Source organism: Frankia sp. AiPs1 (assembly GCF_023716945.1).
Taxonomy (GTDB): domain Bacteria; phylum Actinomycetota; class Actinomycetes; order Frankiales; family Frankiaceae; genus Frankia.
This window is the reverse complement of sequence record NZ_JAMQQF010000010.1, coordinates 1-21,615: the sequence shown is the minus strand read 5'-3', so window position 1 is coordinate 21,615 and position 21,615 is coordinate 1. Positions and strand designations below refer to the sequence as shown.

Here is a 21,615-nt window from a genome sequence, read left to right as displayed (position 1 = left end):
GATCAGATGTCTTTTGTGGAATATTCCGAAAGGATGTTTGACAGCGTCGCAGAACTCGGACCCGAGGGTGTACGTATACTTCCGCCATCTTGAGCGTCTCATATTACGGCCCGCAGATGCGAAGAAAGGCTGTTGATGATATCCACCAACAGCCCAACCCCGTATAGATCTTTTGGCGTGATCGCTCTACGTATCAGCTACATTATTTGCGGCATCCAGCTCGCTGCGGCTTCGGCGTAGGCCAAAACCAATTCACGACCGTCCCGTTTCATGAGCCTGGCTCTTACAGCGTAGACGATGATGAGGCCCAGGTAGTCGTTCGCCGCATCACAGCCCGTTGGTAGGCCCTCGTCGTCCTTGTTGTAGTCGAGGGGGTCGGGTTCTTGAATGAATTCTTCCTCGGTGATGCGACTTAGTTCAACGTAGGCTGCGCCCAAATCTGCGTCACTCACTGGAGGTCCACCGTAGGTGATGTTGAAGAGACATTCTTCTGTATGCAACACCAGACGGCGCAGGGTCTGCTCGACCGTCGCCGCAGTGCCTTCCTTCAGCTCTGTTGTAGCAGCGCCGTGGTTCTCTTCTAGGTAGAGCTGGCGGATTCGGTCGCTAGAGGTGGTGTCCCACCGGAGATATTGCGCCACGTCCGCATATGCACCAGGCCAGTCCGCGATGTGCGCGCGAACGTGGTCACTGCCCTCGATCAGGTCTTTGAGGAATTCTTCCTTGACCGCCAAAGTTAGTCGATCCAGAGCCGGGGTACTATTCATGCCAAGCCTCCGCCTGACGGGGCCTGACATCGTTATTCAGGCCAGACCCCTACTTCCTGCTGCAGAGGTCTAGCCTGTCATCTATTATTATGATCCATTTCTCGAATTAAGTCAATGAACCACGAGTCACCCCGATGTCCTTCATCCCATCGTGTCCTTTGGCTGTCGTCTATCTCACCTACTCGCGCTGGGCACTCCTCTACGCTTCCATCGCAGAATTCCTTGTGCATCTCGTCAAGCATCGCGTGCAGCTCACCAAGCGCCGCCTTCTGGGTATGCCGCAACCGCCACCCGCCCTCGTGCCATATCAAAGCCAGCTGCGTATACCCCCATCCGATCAGCCAATGCTTCTTATCGAAGGCGTACACGCCGTTGCTTCCGTGCTGCGGGTGGCGTTTAGATTCTCGGCTGAGCGGGCGGCGTTTTGCTTCCATGCAATCATTGTTGCTCGGCAGGGTCGCGCCGCCAAGCCTTGTAATTCCCGGATTATGGCTTGCCGTAGCCATTTAACGACCATCGGAAGTCGTTGGTCGTCAGCCCCTGGCGAGCGCAGAGACTCTTACGGCTCCACCCCCACAAACCCCGCCAGCTCCGCCAAGCCCGACTGCTTCGCCCGCCGCACACTCGTGGCGTCCAACAAGTCCGTGAGAATGTGGTGGGCCAACTTCTGGTGCTTCAGCCACTCCGGCGTCAGGGTCCGTATGTCCTGTACCGCCCGGATCGCGCCGGGGTAGTCCCGGGTGGCCGTGCGGGCTTCGGCTACCGCCAGCACATGCCGGGTCCACGTTGCCAGCGGCAAATTCTCGTCTCGCTGGACCCCCTGGGCCAGCCGCAGGGCCTGCGCTGCATCGCCCGCCGTCATGGCGTTCTCTACCGCCATGGCGTCCACGCTCACGGGAGAGAAAGCCGCCCAGTAGCGGGCGAAGTCCAGGCGCTCATCGGCCACCCGCACCGCCGAGGCCCGGGCAATCGACAGCAGTTCCCCCGCCCGCGCTGGGCGGTTGTTGCGGGCCGCCGCCGCTGACGCCCCCTTGAGGAGCCGCCCCCACACTGCCAGGTGTGTTGGTGACGCCGACGAGACCTTCGGCTCGATGGCTTCCGCTGCTCGCACGCAGATGTCTTCGGCGTCCCCGAAGCGTCCCTGACGGATGAACGCCCAGCGATAGCGGTCTACGGCCGAAGCGGCGAGCACCGGGTCGCCCGCGGCTTCCGCCGCTTGGGTCGCCTGCCGCACCGCCTCACAGGCCAAGTCTTCGTGCCGCAGTTGCATCAACACCGAGGCCGCCATCATCAGGGCCTGGGCCAGGTACCGCCGGGCCGTCGCCTGCTCCTCGTCCGCGTAGATGTTCGCCGCCGCCGTCAGGTCCGAGACCAGCTCCGGCAGCGCCTGCACCACCTCGATGTAGCGCGCCTGGTGGTAGGCCCGCGTCACTGCCAGCACCCTGCCCCGCAATGACGGAAGCAGCAGGCCAGGTCCGTCCGCCCGGCTGGCCGCCGGTCCCGGCACCAACATCCGGCGCAGAGGCAATACTGCCAGGTCTCCCGCGTCCATGATCGGACCCTCCTGTGCCTCCAGGAACGTGGCCGTCGGTACCGCCAAGGCCCTGGCCAGGGCGTGCAGCGAACTCAGCCGTACCCCATCCTTGGGGCCTGCCTCCAGTTTGCAGACTAAATCCGCCGATACGCCAGCGGCTTCCGCCAGCTGCGCTTGCGTCAGCGACCGCCGCCGCCTGACCTGAGCTACCCGTGCTCCCAGTGCCCCGCTGTCCATAGCGCCCACGCCTCCCCGAACTCCTGGACGTTCCGTCATGGTGGTTACGCTGAGTAACCCCATGATATGGCGTCACGTCCGTTCCGGGGACCATTCATCCCGCCCCAGGATTTGCCCATGCGCCGTCGGGGTCTTGACGTGGCCCCGGACCCAAAGCGCCACAAATCCGCCGCTCGGGGATAGGGAACCACATGACGACAGCGAGACCAGCCGCCTTCGGCTACATCGCCGTACAACACGCTGACGAAGCCGAAATCGAGCAGTTCCATGACCAGCTCATGGCCTACGCCGAAAGCCATGAGCTGGTCGTCATCGAAATCTACGTGGACCGCCGCATCATTCCGGGGAGCCTCCTACGGCCCGGCTTCGACTCCCTCGTCGGCGAGCTGAAGCGCCACAGCCAGTCCCGTGTGCTCGTGCCCACGGCGGATCACCTGTCTCCGGCTCCCAGCGTCCGCGCTGCCTTCCTCGCTGTCCTCACCGAGCTGGGCGCGGCCCTGGTGGTGGCGTCATGACCACCCCGGAGCACACCCCCAGCTGCGCCATCGACCCCAAACTCCACCCGCTGGCCCAACTCCGGGCTGCCCACGGCTGGAGCTACCAGCAGCTGGCCCGCCTCATCGCGGCCCACGCCCGGCGGGCGGGCATCAACATGGCCGCTGAGCGTCAGAAGATCTGGCGCTGGGAGCACCGGGGCGTCACCCCCGACCGCTTCACCCAAGGCCTCCTGGCCGAGCTTCTCGGTCTTGACCCCCAGGTCATCGTCACTCACCGCTGGCCCGCGTGGCTGCCCGGCCCCCAGCAGCCCGCCTGCCAACAGGAGATAGCCGAACTGCGGCGGCACCTGGCCGAAGCTGAGGAGCAGATCGCCGCCCTCTCCCGGCCGAGTACTCAGCGGGTGATGTGTCGGACGGCGGGGCCGAGGGGGCGGCGGTAGCGCCTTGAAGCAGTAGAGGGTGCGGCGGCTCGCTTCTTGACGGGCCGCCGTTCTGACTTGTCCATGGTGGGGCATACACTCGGTTGGACAATCATCCATGTCTTTCATTGGAGTGAGCGAGCCACATGCGCCCGGCGGTCGAGACGACGCTCATGAGGCTTCAGCAGGCTGTGCGTGTAAACCGGCGAGGCGCTGAAGGTGAAGAACCATTGTCCGGCTCCTTCACTGTTCCGGGAGACTCCAAGGACGCCCATCCATCACGCGTCCATCTTACGGCCTCACAGCTGAGACTGCGTGCAGGTGCCGAAGATGAACTTCGTGCCGATCTTCGTTTTGAGTACATCAAAGATAAGGATCGAGAAAGGCTAATCAAGCAATTCATCGTGCAGGCGCTTGCCGATAAAGATACCAATCACGTTCCGCAATTTCGCAGGACTCACGCACACGAGATCATGTATCGAGCCTGCTATTTGCCGGTGATCGGGCTCCAGCTTGGAGACGTAACGAGCCTCGGCGAGGCAACCATCTATCCGGCGGACGACCCTCGGGTATCCGGCTTTGTGCGGCTCGGCGACCGGGGTCCGTACGATAGCGTTATCAGCATCCCTTCCGCTGGTACCAATCCTGAGCGGATGATGCTACGGGCTCGCCCAGAAGCCGAACGCGCCTTGCGGGCACTTCGCTTGGCATTACTCCGCCGGGCGCCTTTGACCGACGCGCAGCTACGCTTCCACCTCGGCGAGACGTATGCTTTTGATGAACGGCTCAGCGGATGGGCCGCCGACGACGCCGTCACCACTCCGTTGACTGCCGAAATCTGGAAAAGAATTCTCAATGAGAATGCGTTAAAGCTTGCCGATGAGCCCCGGAACGACGCCCAAGAACAGGCTGCCATCGCACTGCGGTGGATTGATGCGGCACACTTCTCTTCGGATCAAACTGTCGGTATCCTGTTCCGATTTTTTGCCCTTGAGGCGCTACTCGGAGATTCGTCGGAAGGCCTTAAAGCCCCCGACATCGCATTTATGCGCACAGCGCTGGGCCAGGCGGTTAACGGGCATTTTCCAAGCCCCATGCTAATCTACGATCTTTACGACGAGGTGCGATCAAAAGCGGTCCACGGCGGTCCGGTGCTCCTCGTATCCGGCCGCGAAGTGGACCGGTTCACCTCGAATGTGATCAGCTGCATGGACGAGTATCTAAAGTTCTGCGAACAGCACGGCATCACAACACAGCCCGAGGTTCGTCGCAGGCTGTGCGCGCATGAAGATGCTGGCAAGGTATTGGCCTGGCTTCAAGATCGAGACATTAAGAAGTGGGGAAATTACGTCATCCCATCCGAAACTGGCGATGCGAAAGATGCCAAATGAAATGCGCGATCTGCAAGACTCGATCCGCCGGGTCGCTAGAGCATCCCGTCAGTAAGTCGTTGGCGAGGCTCCTTCGAAGCGATTCTCCATACATTCAGGAGTACAAGGGCAGCCGAAAGACGCGCAAGCTTGAGCTTGCGATCTATTGGCACCGCGCTTTTTGCCGTGAATGCAATGGCCGCTTAGGTACGCTCAATGAGACCGGCCTCGCGCTGATGAAGCGCGTCGCTAAGGGCGAGGCGTTGTCTCTCACTCCAGAAGACCAGCGGACACTAACAGGATGGTTTTTGCGAACTTGCTTGTCGCTGGATTTTGCTATAAGGCAGTCTCAGTCATATAAAGACCAGACCATGTCGTGGCGGCCCAACCCGGAGCACTATTTAGCTCAAGATGAACTACCGCCTGGCACAGCGCTTCGTATCGGAGGCTACGACTCGTCTCCTGAAAGAAGCGGCGGTAAACCCATCGACACCTCCGGGTATCTTACGACCTTCCTGCCTCCCGGATATCTCCGGCATCTCACCTTGTGGCGTATTGTGGGACAGCTCATGGTTGGGGAGGGTGCTGTCCTCTGCCCTAACTTGCCGGAGGATCGGGGCCATCTGGTACGCATTTGGCCCCCGAAGCATGACACCGTTATCTGGCCCCGCCCGCGCGAGTACGACGAGGCCGGTGTCAAGATGCTTGGTGATCGGTTTTTGTAGTTATAAGCCGAACCATCTTCCGAACGCCCCGCGTCTGGCGTCGATCCACATCCACAAGCCCACGATCTATCAAATCTCCGTCACTCTCCGTATTTTTTTGGTCAATCTGTCCAAGTCTGCCACGTATTGCGCGCTCGAAAGCTGCTCCACGAGGGGTACGTACATAATCCTCACGCCGAGGCAATTGCACGGATACGCCCTGTGATGTAGCGCCCGCCGGGACGCGGGTCGCGACACCAGCGACCGCGTCGATCCGGTCTTCCGGAATTTTGATCTTCATCGTGATCTCTTTCTGCCCATGGTCGATCTGGATGGCCAGTTGTGTGACGTCGTAGAGGGTCCGTTGCAGGGCATCAGGGGCGTCGTGCAAGGTGAGGCTCAGCTGCGGCAGGGCTTCGAGCAGGAGCCTGGCGTCCGGTCCATTCGTGGCGCCGCCGGTGTCCGCGGCGGCATCCAGCGCGTCGAGTTCGGTGCCGGTGGTGCGGTGCTGGTCGTCGAGCTGGTTGTAGGTGGCGCGTAGACCTTTGGCCAGGTCGGCGGCGAGCAGGACGGTCCGCTCCGGGCCGAAGACCCGGTCGGCGTAGAACTCCGTCACCGCGTAGAGCAGGACGTCCTCACGGACGTAGACGGTGGTCGGGTGATGTTCGTAGGTATCGGGCCGACCGAGGTTGTTCGGCTTGGGCCAGCACTGGTAGTAGGTGGTCGACCGACGTTTCGTCCCGGCCATCCGCCGGCCGCACGAGCAGACAACCAACCCGCGCAGGACGTAGCGGTACCGGGTCTGCGGATGCGTGTTCAGCCTGGAGCCGCGGCGAGTGCCGCGTTCGCCCTGACGGGCGAGGTTGAGCTCGTCATACATCCACTTCGGGATCAGCGGCTCGTGGACCGGCTCTGGCGACCAGACCCATGTGGCCGGTTCGTTAAACTCCCCGCGCCGTGACCGGGTGGCACGCCGGTAGAACACCTGGAAGCCGGTGTACTTCGGGGCGATCTTCGACGGTCTGCCGTCGGAGGTAGTCGAGCGCACCGGACAGATGCACGCCCTCGGCGGCCGGCTGATCCTCGCACTGGTCGACCAGGACGCGGACACGGTCGGTGAACTCATCGACACGATCGCCGGCTACGACGACGCGCCCGGCCGGCCGCCCTATCCCGGCCCGCGTTTCCTCACGGTGTAGCAGGCGGTGTTCGAGCTCGCGGACAACTTCGCTCAGCTCGCCGCCCGGCCCGGCGTGCGCGCCGACGGCTCCTTCGACCGGGCCCGTGCGCTCGTGCGGGACTGCGTTCCCCAAGCCCACCAGGACGAGACCCTGCGGCGCCTCGACACCCCAGGGCAGGGTCAGCCGGACGCCGCCAAGGTGCTGGCCGCCGCCGCACTCGGGGCGGGCTTCGCCACCCAGCCAGAGCTTCCCCTCCCAGCGGGCGATGCGGCTCACGCTGCTCCGCCAGATCCGCACGAACGAGGCTGAGGGCCTGTGGCACAGACTTCGCGGCCTCCCGTCGGCACGGTGACGCCCCCCTCCTCTACCGCGCGCTCCGAGCCGCGTCATGAGCCGGGCGAGACCCCCGGTCCGCTCGACTCCGCCACCGGCCCGGCCCCGGCGCAGATCGCTGGTCAGGACTCCGGAGCGGTTTCGGCGCGGCCGCCGGACCAGGCCACGGTCGACCTCCTCGGCCTGCTCGCCTACGGCGAGCTGACCGCCTTCGAGCGATTGGCCACCGATGCGCGGATGTCACCCACCATCGGCGACAAGATCGCGCTCGCGCGGATGGCGGCGGCCGAGTTCGCGCACTTCCAGGCCATCAGCGACGAACTCGACCGGCTCGGTGTCGACCGGGAACTCGCGATGGCCCCGTTCATCGCGCCGCTGACCGCCTTCCACAACTCCACCGCGCCGGCCGACTGGCTGGAGAGCCTGGTCAAGGCGTATGTCGGGGACAACATCGCGGCGGACTTCCACCGGGAGATCGCAACGCGGCTGCCGTCACCGTCCCGGGAACTGGTGCTGAGCGTGCTTGGCGACACCGGGCATGCCGCCTTCGCGGTCGAACGGGTGCGCGCCGCGATCAGCGCCAATCCCATCGTGGCGGGGCGCCTCGCGCTCTGGGCTCGTCGGCTGGTCAGCGAGGCCCTCACCCAGGCCCAGCGGGTCGGGGTGGACCCAGACGCGCTCACCGGATTGCTGGTCGGGGTGGGAGACCTCGACGCGCTGGCCGGGATCTTCAATCGGATCATGGCCGCCCACGGCCGGCGGATGGCCGCGCTGGGGCTGTCCGCATAGGAGCCGATGGGTCCTGAATCGGCCCGGAAGCGGCCCGCCGCCCGAAACTGTCGGTGCCGGGCGGTAGAAAAACCTGACTCGCTCGATCACCCTCGGCCGTGTTCAGGAGACCTCGAGATATGTTTTTCTACGAGCATCTGGCAGAGTTTCACAGCCTGCCGGTCTTCGACTTCCCCGATCGCGGCGAAGCCCTGACCGCGTTGCCCGGGCCTGACGCGGTGGCCTGGAGGCTGGCCGTCGACCCCTTCGACCCCTTCCACCCCTTCGACAATCGCCGTGACGAGAGCTTCCCTGACCTGTGGGACAGGTTCCTCGGCGCGGTGGAGCCCGCCGGGATCCGGGCTCTGGTCGTCGGTCAGTGGGGACAGGTGTATGACAGCGGCTCCGAGGAGGTCGTGGAGTCGCTGGTCGCCGCGCGGGACCGGCTGACCGGGGTGCGGGCCGTGTTCCTCGGCGATCTGGTGGTGGAGGAGGCAGAGATCTCCTGGATCCAGCAGTCAGACGTGACGCCGGTGCTGACGGCCTACCCGGCGCTGCGTGAGCTGGGCATCCGGGGTGGCACGGCGCTTCGGTTCCCCGCCGTGCGCCACGAGAGCCTGCGCCGCCTCGTCATCGAGTCGGGTGGTCTGCCCGGGGAGGTGGTGCGCGGGGTCGCCGCCAGCGACCTGCCCGCGCTGGCACACCTCGAGCTGTGGCTCGGCGTGGACGACTACGGAGGCGACGCCACCGTCGGCGATCTCGAGCCGATCCTGGCCGGGAGCCGCCTCCCGGCCCTGCGCGACCTTGCCCTGCGCAACAGCGAGCTTCAGGACGAGATCGCCGCCGCGGTCGCCGCCGCCCCGGTGGTCGCCCGATTGACCTCGCTGGACCTGTCGCTCGGTGCCCTCTCCGACGACGGCGCGACGGCCCTGCTCGATGGCCAGCCACTGACCCATCTCGGCCGGCTGGACCTGCACCATCACTTCATCAGCGACGCGGTGGCGCAGCGCGTCCAGGCCACCCTGGGGTCCGCCGGGGTGGAGGTCGACCTCTCCGAGCCGGAGGCGCCGGAGGAGGAGAACCGGCGTTATGTCGCCATCTCCGAGTAGCCCCGTCCGTTTCGTCACGGTCGGCAATCCGGGCAACCGCCGGGTGACGATGTTCGCCGCTGCGGTCCGCGCCGCCGGGCTCCCGCAGCCGCGGACGCTTGCCTGGCGGGAGGTGCTGAGCGGCCGGTACGCGTTCGAGCCCGGCGAGGTGGTGCGGATCGACTCCCCGGGCGAGGACGCCGAGGTCGACCGGCTGTTGCGCGGCGCTGACCATCCGACCCGGGTCGAGGGCACGGCCCGGTGGTACCGGAGCTTCACCGCGGCGGTGGGTGCGGTGGCGCGCGCCGCCACGGCCGCCGGAGCCGAACTGCTGGCCGACCCCGAGGACATCGCGGTGATGTTCGACAAGCGGCGTTGCCACGCTCGGCTGAGCACGGCCGGGATCCCGGTGCCCGAGGCCCTTCCCGCCCCGGCGGCGAGCCGGGGGCGGGAGACGGCCGGCGGAGGGCCGACGCGTGATCGTGCCTGCGCCGGCCCGCTGGGCGGCTGGGACGACCTCCGGGAGCGGCTGGGGGCCGCTCGGATGCCACGGGCCTTCGTGAAACCCGCGCACGGCTCGTCGGCCTCCGGCGTGGTGGCACTGTCGCTGGGCGGGGCGGGCCGGGTCAGGGCGACAACCTCCGTGGAGATCACCCCCGACGGACGGCTGTTCAACTCGTTGCAGGTCCGCCAGTACGACACCGAGCCCGAGGTGGCGGCGCTCATCGACGCGTTGGCCCCGGACGGCCTGCATGTCGAGCGCTGGCTGCCCAAGGCCGCCCTGGACGGCAGGCCGTGCGACCTGCGCATGGTCGTGGTCGCCGGGAGAGTCACCCACGCGGTTGCCCGGACCAGCCGCCACCCCATGACCAACCTCCATCTTGGCGGTGCCCGGGGCGACCTCGGGCGGCTGCGGGCCGCCGTCGACGGCGCCGGCGGGCGCTGGGTCGATGCGCTGTCCATCGCCGAGCGGGCGGCGGCGTGCTTTCCGCGCACCCTGTGCGTCGGCGTGGACGTGCTGCCGGCGATCGGATGGCGCCGGTTCGCCCTCGGCGAGGTCAACGCCTTCGGTGACCTGCTGCCGCGGCTGAGCGGACTCGCGGGCGGCGGCGCCGAGCGCCTGGACACCTACTCCGCGCAGGTCGCCGCCGTCCTGCGGCGGGAGGAGGCGCACCGTGGTGCCGCCTGACATGAACGGCGTCGTCGGCAGCCATGATCTGCTGCTCGTCACCCTCGACACGCTGCGGTACGACGTCGCCGCGGAGCTGACCGCGGCCGGCCGCCTGCCGAACCTCGCCCGCCATCTTCCCGGCGGAGCCTGGGAGGAACGGCACGCGCCGGCCAGCTTCACCTACGCCTCCCATCAGGCGATCTTCGCCGGTTTCCTGCCCACGCCGGCCGTCCCCGGTCACCATCCCCGGCTGTTCGCCGCCCGGTTCGCGGGCAGCGAGACCACCGCCGACGGCACCTGGATCTTCGATGCCCCCGACCTGGTGACGGGACTGGCCGCGGTCGGGTACTGGACGGTGTGCGTCGGTGGCGTCGGTTTCTTCAACCGGCAGGGGCCGCTCGGTTCCGTGCTGCCGGGCCTGTTCCAGGACAGCTACTGGGAACCGGAGTTCGGGGTGAGCTCTCCGACCTCCTTCGAGGCCCAGGTGCGACGGGCTGAGCTGGTGGTGGCGGACCTTCCGCCCGACCGTCGGCTGTTCCTGTTCGTCAACGTCTCCGCGCTGCACCAGCCCAACTGGTTCCACCTGCCGGGCGCCTCCCGCGAGGACGGCGATTCGCGCGCCACCCACGCGGCCGCGCTGGAGTATGTGGACCGGCATATCGGCCGCCTGTTCGCGGCCGCCAGCAGCCGCGGCCGGTGCTTCGCCATCGTCTGCTCCGACCATGGCACCGCGTACGGCGAGGACGGCTATACCGGCCACCGGATCGGCCATGAGGCCGTCTGGACCGTGCCGTATGCCCACTTTCCCCTGGCGGCAGCCCGATGACCGTTGCCGGCACCGCCGCCGCCGCGTCCCTGAGCCCCTACCAGAGCTACGTGTACGCCTATCCGCACAAGACCGCCTACCGCAGGCTGCGTCCGCGTCCCGCCCTGCGCGATCTGTGGGCGGCCGAGGCGAAGAGTGCCCTGGCGCTGTACCTGCATATTCCGTTCTGCGAGGTGCGCTGCGGCTTCTGTAATCTCTTCACCCGGATCGGTGCCCCCGACGGGCTGGTCACCGCCTATCTCGACGCGCTGGAACGGCAGGCCGGCGCAGTCCGCGCGGCGCTCGGCGAGAGCGGGGGGTGGCACTGTGCCACGGCGGCCTTCGGCGGCGGCACCCCGACCTTCCTCGACGCGGCCGAGCTGGAACGTCTCTGCGACATCGCCGAGCGCCACCTGGGCGCGGACCTCGCCGCGATCCCGCTGTCCGTCGAGGCCTCACCGTCGACGGCCACCGCCGAGCGGCTGGCGGTCCTCGCCGCGCGCGGAACGACCCGGCTCAGCCTTGGAGTTCAGAGCTTCGTGGCGGCCGAGGCGCGGGCGGCGGTGCGGCCGCAGCGCCGCGCCGATGTGGAGGCCGCGCTGTCCCGCATCCGCCAGACCCGCATCCCCATCCTCAACATCGATCTGATCTATGGCATCGATGGTCAGACCGAGCGTTCCTGGCAGCACTCTTTGGACGCGGCGCTGGCCTGGAGACCCGAGGAGCTGTACCTCTACCCGCTGTACGTCCGTCCCCTCACCGGTCTCGGCCGGCTCGACCCGATGGCGACGCGGGCGGACTGGGACCGGCAGCGGCTGCGCCTGTACCGCCACGGCCGGGACCGGCTGCTGGAGAACGGCTATGAGCAGGTGTCCATGCGCATGTTCCGGCGCGCCGACGCTCCCGTGGTCGGCGGCGCGGACCACGCGTGCCAGACCGACGGCATGATCGGCCTCGGGTGCGGGGCCCGCTCATACACCTCGACCCTGCACTACAGCTTCGACTACGCCGTCGGCCTGCGGGAGGTCCGCTCGATCATCGACGACTACGCCAGCCGCGATGCCCAGGAATTCGCCCACGCCGAGTTCGGCCGGCGCATCAACGCCGACGAGGCCCGCCGCCGCCATCTGCTGCAGTCGCTGTTGCAGGCCGAGGGCATGGCGGTCGAGGGTTACCTGGCCCGCTTCGGCGCCCGTCCCGAGGTTGACTTCGCCCCCGAGCTGGAACGCTTCGACGCCCGCGGCTGGCTGGACAGGTCCGCCGGTGCGGGGCGGCTGCGGCTGTCCCCGGAAGGTCTGGCCCACTCCGACGCGCTCGGCCCCGAACTGTTCTCCCCGGCCGTGCGGGCCGCGATGAGCGAGTACAGCGCCCGATGAGGAGATCACCATCGAACTGACAATCCTGTACCGGGGCCCGCTCGCCTCCTGCGACTTCGACTGCCCCTACTGCCCGTTCGCCAAGCGCCGGGACACCCGCGAACAGCTGATCGCCGACCGGCTCGCGTTGGAGCGCTTCGCGCAGTGGGCCCGGCGGCAGACCGGCGACCGGCTCTCGGTCCTGTTCACGCCCTGGGGTGAGGGACTGGTCAGGTCCTGGTACCGCCGCACGCTGGCCGGGCTGAGCCGGTTGCCGCATGTCCGCCGAGTCGCGATCCAGACCAATCTCAGCAGCCGCGCCGACTGGCTGGCCGACGCGGACCTCGACACCCTCGCCCTGTGGTGCACGTACCACCCGAGCCAGGTCCCATACGACCGCTTTTTGGCGAGCTGCCGGGAATTGGCCGCCCGTGGTGCCCGCTACAGCGTCGGGGTCGTCGGCCTGCCCGGCCACCTGTCGGCCGCCCGCCGCCTGCGCGCCGACCTGCCCGACCACATCTACCTGTGGGTGAACGCCGCCGAGGGACATGCCTACAGCGACGCGGAGGCGGCCTGCTGGACGGCGCTCGACCCGCTTTTCCCCTACAGCCGGCATGCCCACCCCAGCGCGGGGATGCCGTGCCGTACCGGTGAATCGGTCATCTCGGTGGACGGTGACGGCACCGTCCGTCGCTGCCACGTCGTCCGTACCGAGATCGGCAATCTCTACGACGGCTCCTATCGCGCCGCCCTGGGTCCACGTCCCTGCCCGGTGGCCGTCTGCGACTGCCACATCGGATATGTCCACCTGGAGACCCTGCCGTTGTACGACGTCTTCGCGGGCGGTGTCCTGGAACGGATCCCCGCCGACGTGGCGAGCGTCCCACCACCGCGTACCCGCGCCCGCCGGGCGGGCGATACAACGCCGGAGGGCCACCCGACCGTTCGGTCGGATGGCCCCTCGATCTGCCGCATCGATCCCGCGTCGCTCCGGCCGACCGGCGCGAGGAAGGAAAACTAGCTGGCGCCGAAGCCGACTCGCCGCGGTCCCGAATCGGCGATCTGCACACGGGAAGGGGATCATGACATGGCTCAGGTTCGGTTCGCGACGTACAACATCCTCGACCTGTTTCAGTCCGACGGGTCGGTCCGCAGCCCCTCGGCCGCACGGCGACGCCGTGACAAGTTCCGCCAAGCTGACCGGCCGGATGGCGATTGAGTAGGTTCTGCACGAAAGGGGAAGATCATGGAGGTGCAGGCTGCGCTCACCGCTTTCACGGGAGGTACAAGGACGAGGCGGTGAAACTCGTCCTCGATTCGGGTCGGCCGGTCTCGGCGGTCGCGAAGGATCTGGGTATCAACGAGGGCTCGCTCGGCACCTGGGTCGCGGCCTGGCGGCGCGCCGCACATCGAGTACGCGGCCGGGCGCGGCTGCGAGCAGCTCCGCGGCTTGCACGACATAGGCGATTTGCGCTTCGAGCATGATCAGCATCGACGTGTGCCCGAGATTGGTGTTCGGGCCATAGAGCATGAAGAAGTTGGGGAAGCCCGCCACGGTCATGCCCAGGTACGCCTTGGCCCCGTCCCTCCACACGTCGCTCAGTCCCGTGCCACCCGGGCCGATCACGGCCATCGGCGCCATGAACTGAGTGGCGGCGAACCCGGTGCCCATCACCAGCACGTCCAGTTCGTGCAGGTGCCCGGCGGTGGTCACCAGCCCGTCGGCCGTGGCCCGATCGATCGGTGCGGTGACAACACCGACATTGTCGCGGGCAAGCGCCGGGTAGCAATCGTTCGAAATCAGGATTCGCTTGCAGCCGAGGCGGTCTCGAGGTGTCAGCGCGTCACGGAGGGCCGGGTCGGTGATTCGCCGGTGCAGCTGGCGGGAGCAGCGCCAGCGGTAGGGCGCGGTGAGCAATAGGCAGCAAGGAGAAGCCGATCCAACGCGGTTCGAACTGCCAATAGGTCAGCCAGCGGGACGCGCGCAGCAAGCCGGGAACGGCGGCGAAGCGGGCCCGTAACGCTCGCGGGTAGGCGTAGTCCGGCTTGGGCAGCACGTAGGGTGCGTTGCGCTGGAACACGGTGACCCGGCGATGCCGTCGACCAGCAGGCTCCTCGTCTCGTCACCGACGTTGCGGTGGGTGTGCTCCCAGACATCGGTGGGCGTCCAGCCCGCTTCCCAGAGCCGCCCGAGCACCGAGGCCAGTGCGATCCCGGCACCGACGGTGACGGGTCCGGGCCACCCCTCTGATCGTGTCGGTGACCGGGGATCCCCGAGACCCCGCACCACGCGTCACGTGCCGTCGATGATGTCGAGGATTGCGTGCACCGGGTCGGCGACCCGGTAGTCCGCGCTCAGGTCCCGTGCACGACGCCGGAACGCCGGCTGGTCGAGCACCTGCCGGACGGCCTGCCCGATCGCTGCGGCCTCTGGGCGGCCGGTTCGCAGGTCGACACCGACGCCGAAGTCCGCGACCCGGGCTGCCACTGCGGCCTTGTCCTCGCTGGCGCCCGCCACGACCAGCGGCACCCCGTGGTGCAGGGCGAGTTGCACACCGCCGTAGCCGCCGTTGGTGACCACGGCGTCGACTAGTGGGAAGAGCGCGTCGAACGGGATGAACGGCTCCACCCGTGCGTTCGCCGGCACGCGCAGGTCGCCGACCTCCTGCCTACCGAGTCCGGCAACGACGAGCACGTCGTCGCCGGCCAGCGCGTCGAGCGTGGGTTGGACGAGGTCGGTCAGGTCGTGGTTGGCCACTGTGCCCTGGGTGAGCGCGACGACCCGGCGCTGCGACAGCTCTGGCCACCACGAGGGCGGTTCCCACGCGGCGGGCGGTTCGGGCGGCAGGGCCCCGACCAGCCGCAGCGTCGGCGGGGCGTCGACCCGCGGGTACTCGAAGGACGGCACGGTGAGCTGGGCGAATACGTCGGGCAGCAGGATCTGTGCGTCGCTGATGACCGGCATCGCAGCCGTTGCGCCCAGCCCCGCCATGACCTCCTGGGTGCGCGCGGTGGCGCTGGCCAGCTGCGCGGCGAGTTCGGCGTTGAACGCCGCAGCCGCTCCCCGCACGTCGAGCCCGTCGCGCGGAGGAGGGGGACCCATCATGGTCAGCTCGGCGCCGCTGAGGGTCAGGGGAAACACCCCGAGGCCGACGGTGCGCCGCGGCCGGATCCCGGGCGCTCCCAGCAGCTGCGGCCACGTCCCGTAGAAGGCGGCCTCGTGGAGGACGGCGGCGTCCGGCTGCTGCGCCAGGACCTGTTGCAGCACGGCGTTTTGCGCGGGCGCCATGTCGGTGAACCAGCCGAACATGGCCTCCAGGAATGCCGGGCCCGGCGCCAGCTCGTGCAGCCACGGCTGCAGCTCACCGAGGCGGCGGTCATCGAAGTCGGCCGGTCCGGACAGCGGGACGAACGCCGCTCCCACCGCCTCGGCCTGCGGCCGGAACCGGCTGCCGCTGACGACTGTGACTCGCCGTCCGGTGGCGACGAGGTGGCGGGCGAGGTTCAGGACCGGCTGGACGTGACCGGTGAGCGGGGTTGCGGCGAGCACGATGGGTGCGGCTGTCATTGGAGGACGTCCTCGGGACCGACGGAGGTCGGCCTGCGGGGCGGCCGACCCGATGACCTCGAGTCTCGCCACCCCGCTCGCGAGGGACCACCAGACACCGACCGGACGCCGCCGGTACGGACGGTCGAGCTCAGTCCTGCCCGGAGACGGTGTCGGCGCGCCGGACCAGCTCCCGGAACTGCTCGCGGAGCTCATCGGTGTCCAATGGAGCTGCGTCCGGTCCCGCCACGCCCTCCCACCACTGCGCCGAGGCCACGTCACCGAGTTCGGCCGCCACGGCAGCGGCCACGCCTGCCAGGTGCGCCCGACGCCGGTGCCCGTCCCGCTGGGGGCGCAGCTCGTCGGCGGCGACGAGCATTACGGCCGCGTCGTCCAGACGTCCTTCGCTGCGGGCGGCCTGCGCGCACTCCGCGAGGACCGCGGCCACCGAGAACCCGCTGTCCACCTCCTGCGCCGTGGCTGCGGCCGCCCGCCAATGCCGCATCGCCGCGGACCGGTCGCCGCGCAGCAGCGCGCCGTCCCCCCGTCCGATGGGCACGTGCACGGCCGCCCACACGTCGTTCCCAACGTCGAGCCGCTGCGTGACGTGCGCCTCGGCCTGAGCCAGCAGAGCCCCTGAACCGTCGAAGTCCCCCAGGCGCAGCGCCGCCGCCGACGCGAAGATCGCCGCCTCCGCGGCCAGGGAGGCGTCGTCGACCTGTTCGGCCAGCCGCATCGCCCGCTCCGCGGTGGCGAACAGGTTCGCGGCGACGCGGTTGAACCCGGCGCGCGCCACCAACCAGCGGGCCCGGCCTCGCTCGCTCAGGTCGCCCTCACGCAGGCGTTCGGTCCAGGCGAAGCCTTCGCGGGTATGCCCGCTCATCCACATCGGCAACCACACCGACCACAGCAGCTCGGCGGCGTCGTCGTGACGGCGGGCGTCGACGAGCTGGTCGTACCCGAGCCGCAGCACGCCGCGATCGACCTCGACCTGCTCCACCGCCGTCATGTCGCCGCGGCCCCGGATCCGTGCACCGAGTTCGCGCGCCGTACGGAGGGCCCACTGGCTGACGCTCCGCCGGACCTGCTCCCGCTCGGTCGGTTCGAGCGTCTCGAGCGCGTACCGGCGTACCGGTTCCAGCAGCCGGAACCGCGCGACCTGTCCGGCGTCGCTGCGGGCGACCAGCGAGTGCTCGATCAACTCGGCGAGCGCACCCACCGCATCCGCCGTGTCCGGCGCAGCGATCGCGTCGACGGTATCCAGGGAGAAGCTGCCCGGGACGATGGCGAGCCGCGGGAACAGCCGGCGAGCCGCGGGGCCGAGTATCCGGCAGCTCCACTCGATGGTGGCCGCCATGGTGCGTTGCCGCGCCGGCAGGTCCCGGGGGCCGGCCACAGGCAGCTCCGCCAACTGATCGACCCGGTCCAGCAGTGTCTGGGGGCCGAGTCGCGCGGCTGCGGCGGCCAGGAGTTCGATGGCCAGTGGTAGCCCGTCGGCCCGCCGACACAGCTGCGTGACGGGATCGTCGTCCTGCCCGCCCGTCGTCGGCGATCGTGCGCCGGCGGCGGTCAGCCGCTCGCTGAAGAGCCGCACGGCCGCCGCCGGGTCCAGCGGGGCGATGCGGATCTCGCGTTCCCGACGCACCCGCAGCGGAACGCGGCTGGTGGCCAGGACCACCGCGCCGGGACAGGCCGACAGCAGCTCGACCAACTGCGGAGCGCAGGCGGCCACACGCTCCAGGTTGTCCAGAACGAGCAGGACCGCCGCCCCGGCAAGGTGCACGGCGAGGCCGGTCACGGTGTCGGCGTGGGTTCCCGCCGCGAGGGCGACGACGGCGAGGACGTCGTCGGGGTCGGTGACGTCGGTGAGGTCGGCGAAGAATGCCCCGCCCGGGTGGTTGGCGACCACCGTCTGCGCCGCCAACAGCGCGACGGTGGTCTTGCCGACCCCGCCTGGGCCGGTGAGCGTCACCAGCCGGCCCGGCGCGGAACACAGAGCGGCGACGATCTCGGCGACCTCGTCGTCCCGCCCGACCACCGGGATAGCCGGCGGAGGCGGAGGGTGGGACGTCAACGTGCGGGACGGCATCTCGAGGGCCCCGTTCCCCGCCCGTCCCAGCGTCGACAGCAGCGCCGTGGCCTCGGCGTCGCGGAGCTGCAGCGCCGAGGCCAGCGACCGCACGGTGTGCGGCTGGGGCTGGGTCCGCCGCCCGCGTTCCAGCGCGCTGACCGCATCGACGGACAGGCCCGCGGCGGCGGCCAGCTCCTGCTGGGTCAGCGACCTGGCCTCCCGCAGTTCACGCAGCACGGCCGCGAAGCTGCGCGCCTTCCGCGCCGGTCCCGACGGATCATTCACGATCTTGATTATGCCCGCCGCTGTAGGGGCGGTGTCCGGGCGTTGTCCGGTTGTCGAGCCGCACCCCGATGATCACGATGGACAGCGACAGGACGAACCGGCAAGTGAGGAGTCGAAGGCATGGTCCCAGAGGCCCTGGAAGCGTTGCGCGTGGCGATCAATTCCCACGTCCCGGAGCGGATCGCCGGCTGCTTCACGGACGACTACGTGGCCGAGCGGCCGCTGAAGCCGCATGAGGGGTTTATCGGCTCCGACCATGTCGCCGCGAACTGGAGGAAGATCCTGGCCGGGCTGCCGGACCTGCAGGCCGAGATCCTGCGCCACGCCCAGAACGGCGACGAACTGTGGTCGGAGTGGGAGATGCGGGGCACCGCCCCGACCGGGGCGACGGTCGTGCTGCGCGGCCCAGTGGTGCTCACCACCCGCGACGGACGGATCGCATGGGCCCGGTTCTACCCCGACCCGGTCACCATGAACGGCCCGACCCACACCACCGTCTCCCGGGTGCTGGATGCCCCGGCCGACCGGATCTTCGCGGTGCTCCGCGACCCCCGCCGCCACCCCGAGCTCGACGCCACCGGCTTCCTGCGCCGCGCCGAGACCCTCGACCCGATCGGCGCCGTCGGCGACACCTTCGTCATGGCGATGCACAACGACGAGCAGGGTGACTACCGGATCGAGAACCACGTCGTGACCTTCACCGAGAACCGGGTCATCGGCTGGGCGCCCGGCCGACCGAGTCAGCGCGCGGACGGTCACCGCTTTACCTGGACGCTCACCCCGACCGACGACGGCCGCACCGAGGTGACCCACACCTACGACTGGGCGGCGGTCACCCACCCGGCAGAAGTACCGCGTCTGCCGCTTGTCTCCGCTGCCCAACTCGAAGCGTCGGTGGGGCAACTGGCCACAATGGTGGCGTAGACGCTGGGTTCTGTCGCCAATCCCGCGTCGGGCTGTCCCGGATCCGGACGACGCTACTCGGAGGGCGCTCGGCGTTGACTCGGTCGTTGACTTCGACTTCGATATAATCGACATCCACCCCTCTGGAAGACCCCCACCGAAGCGATGAACAACCAGCTACTCTCACTTCAACAACCCGGTGTTGCGAGGACCGGTTGAGTTCGGTTTGCGTTCCGCGATCCGAGTGAAAGATCGCGTCGGGTGTGAGGGTGGTGCGGGAGGTGGCCATGGTGAACGCGTCGATGACGAGTTCGGTGCGCATGTGGTTCGCCATCGACCAGCCGATGACCTTGCGGGAGTAGAGGTCGATGACGGTGACGAGATACAGCCATCCTTCGCCCGTGCGGACGTAGGTGATGTCTCCGACGAGCTTGGCGTCGGGCTGGGTGGCGGTGAAGTCGCGGCGGACGTGGTCGGCGGGCGCGGGGGCCTGACCGGGGATGGTGGTGCGCCGGTAGGCCCTGGGCTGGCAGGCCTTCAGCCCGGGCCGACGCATGATCCGTCGGGCGAGACGGACCGAGGTGGGCTGGCTCGACGCCGTCAGGGCAGCGGCGATCCGCCGCGCGCCGTAGGTCTGGCGGGACGCGGCGAACAACGCCCCGCACCTGGGTCTCCAGGGTGGCGTGCCGCCGGGCCCGGGGCGACGCCGGACGGCGGTACCAGTCGTAGAAACCGGACGCCGATACCACGAGCCACTGGCACATTTTGCGTATCGGATAGTTGTCCTTCTCCGCAGCGATCAGCTTGTACCTGTCGGTCACTGATGGCGTTGCGCGAAGAAGGCGGTCGCTTTTGAGAGGAACTCGCGCTCCATCCGGAGTTCCCGGTTCTCCTTCTCCAGCTCCTTCGACCGGGCGCGTTCGGACATCGACAGCGGCTCTTCTTCGCCTTGGTGGGCCCGCCGCCAGGTGGCGACCCAACTCCCCAAGGCGCCCTCGTTGATACCGAGATCCTTCGCGATCGCCGACACCGGCCGACCCGAATCGATGACGAGTTCCACGGCCTCGTCCTTGTACTCGGGCGTGAACCGCCTCCGCGACTGACTCATTGATCTCCTCCGCTCACGGATTAATTATCCCATATAGGGATCACTGTCCGAAGAACGGGGACCACCTCAGCCTCGGCTGCCGATGCCGAGGAATCCGCAGAACAGCGCGCCCGTCCGCCGCCTCAACCCGGCCTCGTGACGCGCCATCACCGCACGTCTACGTTACCGAAACAATCGGTTGTTTATCACTTCTGTACCGGCAAGTCTCTGCACCTACGAGTCCGTCGTGGGCGATCATCAGTAAAGCTCAGGCACGGAGGGCGGGCGGTGGCGCGGCCGTGGCGACACCGGCGGCGCCGGCGGCGATCAGCTCGTCGATCGTTTCGCGGGCGATCCCGACTTCGGTGAGCACCTCGATCGTGTGCTCGCCCAGTACCGGCGGGGCCAGATGCAGCTGGGTCGTCAGGTCACCCAGGTCCCACAGTGCGCCCGGCTGCTCGAAGCCGCCCCAGTCGTGGTGGCGGTAGCGGGCGATCAGGCCTGCGGCGTCGTTGTCGGCCGAGTCGAAGAACGCGTCGCGCTGGTCGAGCCGGACCTCCTCGGCCGCCACACCCGCCCCGGCGAGCAGTTCGAGCACCTCACCGGCCGGGCGGACGGCGGCCGCCGCCGCGAGCTCCGCCGTACTCCCGCAGCCGAGCGCCCGGCAGGCCGCCGCGACGTCGCCGGCACCGGTCGCGGCCATCGCGACCCACCCCTGCGCGCAGGCCAGCAGGCGCCGTCCCGGTGTCGTGGTCAGCTGCGCCTGGTCGAGCATCGGCACCGGGACGAGGGTGCCGTCTGGTCGCAGGTAGGTCTCGCTCGTGGTGAGCACCCCGGCACCCAGCAGGGACGCGGCGACCGAACTCGCCCGACCGGTCCGGTCCCGGGCGAGGAGCGCCCACAACGTCGCGGCCGCGGACGACAGCGCGCACTGGTGGTCCATGAACCCGAAGCGGTGCCACATCGGCGGGTTGCCCTCGCCGCCGCCCATCCGCTCCCATCCCAGCGACGACTGGAACAGCTGGTCGTAGCCGGGCCAGTTGGCACGTGCGCCGTCCGGACCGTACGAGCTCGTGTGACAGAACACCACGTCCGGATTCACCGCACGGACGGCCTGCTCGTCCAGGCCGAGCCGGCGGGCGGCCGGGAGGCGCAGGTTGTGGTGCACGACGTCGGCCCAGCGCAGCAGGGCTTCGACGGCCGGCCGGGCGGCCTCGGACTTGAGGTCGAGGGCCACGGCGCGCTTGCCGCGCTGGCAGCCGACAAACGGCCAGTCGCCCCAGCGGCCGGGTTCGCCGGCCACCGGTTCGACCTTCACGACGTCGGCGCCCAGGTCGGCGAACAGCATCGGCGCGAACGGCCCGGCCAGGAACGCGCCGAAGTCCAGCACCCGTAAGCCCTGGAGCGGGAAACGCAGCGACTCGACCGGCCCGCCTGCGGCCGAGTCGGCGTCGGCGTCGGCGTCGGAGTCCGCGGCCGAGTCCGCGTCGGCG

General features: G+C 68.6%; 20 protein-coding genes and 3 pseudogenes. 14 read left to right on the top strand and 9 right to left on the bottom strand.

What is annotated here, in order from left to right:
- Window positions 1-197: 197 nt before the first annotated feature.
- The 3 genes and pseudogenes from ND748_RS02835 to ND748_RS34435 form a co-directional block, all read right to left on the bottom strand.
- Complete coding sequence (locus ND748_RS02835; protein WP_251743826.1) at window positions 198-767, bottom strand: hypothetical protein; 570 nt, start codon at window positions 765-767, stop codon at window positions 198-200.
- Between the two features lie 559 nt (window positions 768-1,326).
- Entirely contained in the window at window positions 1,327-2,199 is an 873-nt protein-coding gene (locus tag ND748_RS02830; RefSeq protein WP_251743848.1) for an XRE family transcriptional regulator, read from the bottom strand.
- A 147-nt stretch (window positions 2,200-2,346) separates the two neighbouring features.
- Window positions 2,347-2,538: pseudogene (locus tag ND748_RS34435) on the bottom strand (helix-turn-helix domain-containing protein); the annotation flags it as partial.
- 191 nt (window positions 2,539-2,729) lie between these two features.
- On the opposite strand from ND748_RS34435, the gene ND748_RS02820 reads away from it, so the two are divergent.
- From ND748_RS02820 to ND748_RS02810, 3 genes are all read left to right on the top strand, one after another.
- Entirely contained in the window at window positions 2,730-3,053 is a 324-nt protein-coding gene (locus ND748_RS02820) for a recombinase family protein (protein WP_251743825.1), read from the top strand.
- Complete coding sequence (locus tag ND748_RS02815) at window positions 3,050-3,475, top strand: helix-turn-helix transcriptional regulator (protein WP_251743824.1); 426 nt, start codon at window positions 3,050-3,052, stop codon at window positions 3,473-3,475. The genes ND748_RS02820 and ND748_RS02815 overlap by 4 nt, the downstream gene beginning before the upstream one ends.
- Window positions 3,476-3,600: 125 nt before the next feature.
- Window positions 3,601-4,845: a hypothetical protein gene (locus ND748_RS02810; protein WP_251743823.1), complete on the top strand. Its 1,245-nt coding sequence runs from the start codon at window positions 3,601-3,603 to the stop codon at window positions 4,843-4,845.
- Window positions 4,846-5,520: 675 nt separating this feature from the next.
- Here the strand turns inward: ND748_RS02810 and ND748_RS02805 are convergent.
- A complete protein-coding gene (locus ND748_RS02805) occupies window positions 5,521-6,408 on the bottom strand; it encodes a zinc ribbon domain-containing protein (RefSeq protein WP_251743822.1) in 888 nt (295 codons plus the stop codon).
- 115 nt (window positions 6,409-6,523) lie between these two features.
- On the opposite strand from ND748_RS02805, the gene ND748_RS02800 reads away from it, so the two are divergent.
- The 10 genes and pseudogenes from ND748_RS02800 to ND748_RS34900 all read left to right on the top strand — a co-directional run.
- Complete coding sequence (locus ND748_RS02800) at window positions 6,524-6,727, top strand: hypothetical protein (protein WP_251743821.1); 204 nt, start codon at window positions 6,524-6,526, stop codon at window positions 6,725-6,727.
- Window positions 6,728-6,733: 6 nt separating this feature from the next.
- On the top strand, window positions 6,734-7,018 hold the full coding sequence (locus ND748_RS02795) for a hypothetical protein (RefSeq protein WP_251743820.1): 285 nt from the start codon (window positions 6,734-6,736) through the stop codon (window positions 7,016-7,018).
- Window positions 7,019-7,156: 138 nt separating this feature from the next.
- Entirely contained in the window at window positions 7,157-7,831 is a 675-nt protein-coding gene (locus ND748_RS02790) for a ferritin-like fold-containing protein (protein WP_251743844.1), read from the top strand.
- A gap of 119 nt (window positions 7,832-7,950) precedes the next feature.
- Complete coding sequence (locus tag ND748_RS02785) at window positions 7,951-8,919, top strand: STM4015 family protein (protein WP_251743819.1); 969 nt, start codon at window positions 7,951-7,953, stop codon at window positions 8,917-8,919.
- Window positions 8,900-10,087, top strand: a complete 1,188-nt coding sequence (locus ND748_RS02780) for an STM4014 family protein (RefSeq protein WP_251743818.1) — start codon at window positions 8,900-8,902, stop codon at window positions 10,085-10,087. Before ND748_RS02785 ends, ND748_RS02780 begins: the two co-directional genes overlap by 20 nt.
- A gap of 1 nt (window position 10,088) precedes the next feature.
- Window positions 10,089-10,895 (top strand): STM4013/SEN3800 family hydrolase, encoded by an 807-nt coding sequence (locus ND748_RS02775; protein WP_285901515.1) that lies wholly within the window; start codon window positions 10,089-10,091, stop codon window positions 10,893-10,895.
- Window positions 10,892-12,250, top strand: a complete 1,359-nt coding sequence (locus tag ND748_RS02770) for an STM4012 family radical SAM protein (protein WP_251743816.1) — start codon at window positions 10,892-10,894, stop codon at window positions 12,248-12,250. The genes ND748_RS02775 and ND748_RS02770 overlap by 4 nt, the downstream gene beginning before the upstream one ends.
- A gap of 10 nt (window positions 12,251-12,260) precedes the next feature.
- Complete coding sequence (locus tag ND748_RS02765) at window positions 12,261-13,250, top strand: STM4011 family radical SAM protein (protein ID WP_251743843.1); 990 nt, start codon at window positions 12,261-12,263, stop codon at window positions 13,248-13,250.
- Between the two features lie 66 nt (window positions 13,251-13,316).
- The gene (locus ND748_RS33740) at window positions 13,317-13,448 is read left to right on the top strand and encodes a hypothetical protein (protein ID WP_285901509.1); all 132 of its coding nucleotides are present in this window, start codon (window positions 13,317-13,319) and stop codon (window positions 13,446-13,448) included.
- Window positions 13,445-13,696, top strand: a pseudogene (locus ND748_RS34900) (transposase); the annotation flags it as partial. The gene ND748_RS33740 and the pseudogene ND748_RS34900, both read left to right, overlap by 4 nt.
- On the opposite strand, the gene ND748_RS02755 reads toward ND748_RS34900, so the two are convergent.
- The 3 genes from ND748_RS02755 to ND748_RS02745 all read right to left on the bottom strand — a co-directional run bounded on the left by ND748_RS02755 (window position 13,587) and on the right by ND748_RS02745 (window position 18,132).
- Window positions 13,587-14,147, bottom strand: a complete 561-nt coding sequence (locus ND748_RS02755; protein WP_251743847.1) for a hypothetical protein — start codon at window positions 14,145-14,147, stop codon at window positions 13,587-13,589. The pseudogene ND748_RS34900 and the gene ND748_RS02755 overlap by 110 nt on opposite strands.
- Window positions 14,148-14,522: 375 nt before the next feature.
- Window positions 14,523-15,797, bottom strand: coding sequence for a glycosyltransferase (locus ND748_RS02750; RefSeq protein WP_251743815.1), 1,275 nt, complete (start codon window positions 15,795-15,797; stop codon window positions 14,523-14,525).
- A 130-nt stretch (window positions 15,798-15,927) separates the two neighbouring features.
- Window positions 15,928-18,132, bottom strand: a complete 2,205-nt coding sequence (locus tag ND748_RS02745) for a helix-turn-helix domain-containing protein (RefSeq protein ID WP_251743814.1) — start codon at window positions 18,130-18,132, stop codon at window positions 15,928-15,930.
- A gap of 120 nt (window positions 18,133-18,252) precedes the next feature.
- On the opposite strand from ND748_RS02745, the gene ND748_RS02740 reads away from it, so the two are divergent.
- Window positions 18,253-19,056, top strand: a complete 804-nt coding sequence (locus ND748_RS02740; protein ID WP_251743813.1) for a nuclear transport factor 2 family protein — start codon at window positions 18,253-18,255, stop codon at window positions 19,054-19,056.
- 124 nt (window positions 19,057-19,180) lie between these two features.
- On the opposite strand, the pseudogene ND748_RS02735 reads toward ND748_RS02740, so the two are convergent.
- Together ND748_RS02735 and ND748_RS02730 are read right to left on the bottom strand one after the other, a co-directional pair.
- A pseudogene (locus ND748_RS02735) lies at window positions 19,181-20,143 on the bottom strand (IS3 family transposase); the annotation flags it as partial.
- Between the two features lie 247 nt (window positions 20,144-20,390).
- Window positions 20,391-21,615 (bottom strand): CoA transferase (locus ND748_RS02730; protein ID WP_251743812.1); only part of this gene is annotated, 1,225 nt, incomplete at its 5' end.

Coding starts and splice junctions, on each gene's coding strand:
- ND748_RS02835 (WP_251743826.1), bottom strand. CDS start 767: ATGAATAGTACCCCGGCTCTGGATCGACTAACTTTGGCGGTCAAGGAA.
- ND748_RS02820 (WP_251743825.1), top strand. CDS start 2,730: ATGACGACAGCGAGACCAGCCGCCTTCGGCTACATCGCCGTACAACAC.
- ND748_RS02815 (WP_251743824.1), top strand. CDS start 3,050: ATGACCACCCCGGAGCACACCCCCAGCTGCGCCATCGACCCCAAACTC.
- ND748_RS02810 (WP_251743823.1), top strand. CDS start 3,601: ATGCGCCCGGCGGTCGAGACGACGCTCATGAGGCTTCAGCAGGCTGTG.
- ND748_RS02805 (WP_251743822.1), bottom strand. CDS start 6,408: ATGTATGACGAGCTCAACCTCGCCCGTCAGGGCGAACGCGGCACTCGC.
- ND748_RS02785 (WP_251743819.1), top strand. CDS start 7,951: ATGTTTTTCTACGAGCATCTGGCAGAGTTTCACAGCCTGCCGGTCTTC.
- ND748_RS02780 (WP_251743818.1), top strand. CDS start 8,900: ATGTCGCCATCTCCGAGTAGCCCCGTCCGTTTCGTCACGGTCGGCAAT.
- ND748_RS02775 (WP_285901515.1), top strand. CDS start 10,089: ATGAACGGCGTCGTCGGCAGCCATGATCTGCTGCTCGTCACCCTCGAC.
- ND748_RS02770 (WP_251743816.1), top strand. CDS start 10,892: ATGACCGTTGCCGGCACCGCCGCCGCCGCGTCCCTGAGCCCCTACCAG.
- ND748_RS33740 (WP_285901509.1), top strand. CDS start 13,317: ATGGCTCAGGTTCGGTTCGCGACGTACAACATCCTCGACCTGTTTCAG.
- ND748_RS02750 (WP_251743815.1), bottom strand. CDS start 15,797: ATGACAGCCGCACCCATCGTGCTCGCCGCAACCCCGCTCACCGGTCAC.
- ND748_RS02740 (WP_251743813.1), top strand. CDS start 18,253: ATGGTCCCAGAGGCCCTGGAAGCGTTGCGCGTGGCGATCAATTCCCAC.